This is a genomic window from Mycobacterium sp. (assembly GCF_040398885.1).
Classification (GTDB): Bacteria; Actinomycetota; Actinomycetes; order Mycobacteriales; family Mycobacteriaceae; genus Mycobacterium.
Window position 1 is genome coordinate 1 of sequence record NZ_JBBATF010000248.1, and the last position, 2918, is coordinate 2918.

General features: G+C 70.1%; 6 protein-coding genes. 4 read left to right on the top strand and 2 right to left on the bottom strand.

Annotated elements, in window-relative coordinates; genetic code table 11:
• The coding region (locus ADBZ5U_RS15510) for a hypothetical protein (RefSeq protein WP_526811690.1) at positions 1-148 on the bottom strand (148 nt) is incomplete at its 3' end.
• A gap of 98 nt (positions 149-246) precedes the next feature.
• Here ADBZ5U_RS15510 and ADBZ5U_RS15515 point away from each other — a divergent pair.
• Positions 247-1440, top strand: a complete 1194-nt coding sequence (locus tag ADBZ5U_RS15515; RefSeq protein ID WP_526811683.1) for an NAD(P)/FAD-dependent oxidoreductase — start codon at positions 247-249, stop codon at positions 1438-1440.
• Between the two features lie 55 nt (positions 1441-1495).
• Here ADBZ5U_RS15515 and mftR read toward each other — a convergent pair whose 3' ends face one another.
• The gene (gene mftR / locus ADBZ5U_RS15520; RefSeq protein WP_526811684.1) at positions 1496-2182 is read right to left on the bottom strand and encodes a mycofactocin system transcriptional regulator MftR; all 687 of its coding nucleotides are present in this window, start codon (positions 2180-2182) and stop codon (positions 1496-1498) included.
• On the opposite strand from mftR, the gene mftA reads away from it, so the two are divergent.
• From mftA to ADBZ5U_RS15535, 3 genes are all read left to right on the top strand, one after another.
• Positions 2082-2342, top strand: coding sequence for a mycofactocin precursor MftA (gene mftA, locus ADBZ5U_RS15525; RefSeq protein WP_526811686.1), 261 nt, complete (start codon positions 2082-2084; stop codon positions 2340-2342). The genes mftR and mftA overlap by 101 nt on opposite strands.
• On the top strand, positions 2327-2620 hold the full coding sequence (mftB, locus tag ADBZ5U_RS15530; protein ID WP_526811691.1) for a mycofactocin biosynthesis chaperone MftB: 294 nt from the start codon (positions 2327-2329) through the stop codon (positions 2618-2620). Before mftA ends, mftB begins: the two co-directional genes overlap by 16 nt.
• Positions 2617-2918 (top strand): radical SAM protein (locus ADBZ5U_RS15535; protein WP_526811688.1); only part of this gene is annotated, 302 nt, incomplete at its 3' end. The genes mftB and ADBZ5U_RS15535, both read left to right, overlap by 4 nt.

Below are 2918 nucleotides of genomic sequence, written 5' to 3' on the forward strand. Positions count from 1 at the left end.
CGGTGCAGCCGACGCCGAACATGGTCAGCTGGAACACGCCGATCGAGCGTTTGAGGTTCTCGGAGGCCCCATGGGCCACCGGTGCGCCGACAACCGGCCGCCGGCGCAGCATCTGTTCGGTCAGGGTGACCGTCGGTGGTGCCGTCATCGCGGGCGCCTCCTGATTTTTGCGGACCAGCCGATTATGGGCGGCATCGGGCCGGTCCGCTCGGGAACGCCTCACCCCACGTCGTGTAAGAACACCTCGTGGGCGAAAACGGGGTTGTCATCGTGGGCGGTGGGCTGGCAGCGGTCCGGACCGCCGAGCAGTTGCGTAAATCCGGTTACGCCGGTCCGTTGACCGTCGTCGGCGACGAGCGGCACCCCCCCTACGATCGGCCCCCGCTGTCCAAGGATGTGCTGCAGGACCCTGCCAAGGGGTTGGCCGATGTCGCGCTCAAACCGCACGACTTCTACGCCGACGCCGATGTCACGCTGCGCCTCGGGGTGGCCGCGCGGTCGCTGGACACCGCGGCCCGGACGGTCACCCTGGCCGACGGCCGGGTGATCGGGTACGACGACCTGGTGATCGCGACCGGCCTTGTCCCCAAACGCATTCCGTCGTTCCCCGATCTGGCGGGGATCCGGGTGCTGCGCACCCTCGACGATTCGCTGGGGCTGCGGGAGCGCGCCGCCTCGGCGCGCCGGGCGGTCATCGTCGGCGCCGGCTTCATCGGTTGCGAGGTCGCCGCCGGCCTGCGCAGGCTCGGTGTGGACGTGGTGCTGGTGGAGCCGCAGCCGGCTCCGCTGGCCGGTGTGCTTGGCGAGCGGATCGGCGAGCTGGTGGCGCGGCTGCACCGCGCCGAGGGTGTCGACGTGCGCACCGGCGTCGGCGTGGCGGAGGTGGCCGGGACCGACGGACATGTCAGTGCGGTGACGCTGACCGACGGCACGGTGCTCGACGCCGACCTGGTGGTGGTGGGAATCGGGTCGCGGCCGGCCACCGACTGGCTCGACGGCAGTGGGATCGCGCTGGACCCCAAGGACCGGGGGGTGCTCTGCGACGGGGTGGGCCGCGCCAGCGCGCCGCACGTCTGGGCCCTCGGCGACGTCGCCTCCTGGCGCGACGCGGCCGGGCACCAGGGGCGCGTCGAGCACTGGAGCAACGTCGCCGAACAGGCCCGGGTGCTCGTGCCGGCCATGCTCGGCCGGGACGTGCCCACCCCGGTGGTGGTGCCGTACTTCTGGAGCGACCAGTACGACGTCAAGATCCAGTGTCTGGGGGAGCCGGCGGCCGATGACGTCGTGCACGTGGCCGAGGACGACGGCCGCCGGTTCCTGGCCTACTACGAGCGCGACGGCGTGCTGGCCGGTGTGGTCGGCGGCGGCATGCCCGGCAAGGTGATGAAGGCCCGCGCGAAGATCGCCGCCGCGGCGCCGATCGGCGAGGTGCTCGGCTAGGCCGGACTGCCTCGCTCCTCCTCTGCCTCGTTCCTCGGCAGCATCGTCGACTCGGCTAGGCCGGACTGCCTCGCTCCTCCTCTGCCTCGTTCCTCGGCAGCATCGTCGACTCGGCTAGGCCGGCCGCGGCGGTGTCGAAGGCCTCCGCCAGCGCCTGACGCAGCGACACCGAATCGTCGGCCAGCCAGTGTTGGTAAGCCGCCAGCGCCACCCCCAGCATCAGCCAGGCATGAGTCTGCGGCACCAGATCCGTTGAGCCGCAACCGGTCCGGCGAGCGACGAACTCGGCGATCACCTCCCGCCAGCCGGCGTACATGGTCATCGAGTACGCCTGGAGTTCCTCGGTCTGCAGGATGACCCGCATGCGCCGGCGATGCCGGGCCGACTCGGAATCGTCGAAGGTGTTGAACTCCAGCAGCGCCGAGCGCAGCGCATCCCGCAGTGGCAGCCCGGGGTCGGCGCCGTCGAGCAGTGCGGCGAAGCGCTGCAGATGCGAGTCGAAGTCGCCCCACGGGATCGCGTTCTTGGAGGGGTAGTAGCGGAACAGCGTGCGGCGCGCGATGCCGGCCGCCAGTGCGACGTCGTCGACGCTGACTTCGCCGAAGCCGTGGTTCGCGAAAAGCTCCAGTGCGACGTCGGCGATGTCGCCCGGGGTGGTCGACCGCCGCCGGCCCGGCCCCGGGGACGTCTTCGCTGCTGCCCGCACCTGCCCAAAACCTTCCTTTTCGGCACCTGATGCCATATTCTGTCACGACGCCAACCGATGTCGAGGACCGACGAAAGGATCACCCCGGATGGAGCCCACGCAGAGCGAGAACACCACCGACGCGACCGCCTCCGCGCTGGTGACCGAGAGCCTGGTCGAAGAGGTCTCCATCGACGGGATGTGCGGGGTCTACTGATCGAGCCGTCACCCGTTCCGGGCAGCTGGCGTCTGCATCCGCAGGTCGCCGTGCGCCCCGAGCCGTTCGGGGCATTGCTGTACCACTTCGGAACCCGCAAACTGTCGTTCCTGAAGAACCGCACCATCGTCGCCGTGGTGGAGTCCCTGGCCGACCACCCGGACGTCCCGTCGGCTCTGGCGGCCGCCGGCGTCGGCCCCGAACAGCGCGGCCCCTACCTGCGCGCACTCGCCGCGCTCGCCGAATCCGACATGCTGATACCCCGGGAGAGCCGATGACCTCCGGACTGATCGAACACTTCGAGCGGGGACTGGACGCTCCCATCTGCCTGACCTGGGAACTGACCTACGCCTGCAACCTGTCCTGCGTGCACTGCCTGTCCTCCTCCGGACGCCGCGATCCCGGCGAGCTGTCCACCGCGCAGTGCAAGGCGATCATCGACGAACTCGAGCGCATGCAGGTGTTCTACGTCAACATCGGCGGTGGCGAGCCGACCGTGCGGCCGGACTTCTGGGAACTGGTGGACTACGCCACCGCCCACCATGTCGGGGTGAAGTTCTCCACCAACGGGGTGCG

Coding starts and splice junctions, on each gene's coding strand:
- mftA (WP_526811686.1), top strand. CDS start 2,082: ATGTCGCCCGGGGTGGTCGACCGCCGCCGGCCCGGCCCCGGGGACGTC.
- mftR (WP_526811684.1), bottom strand. CDS start 2,182: ATGGCATCAGGTGCCGAAAAGGAAGGTTTTGGGCAGGTGCGGGCAGCA.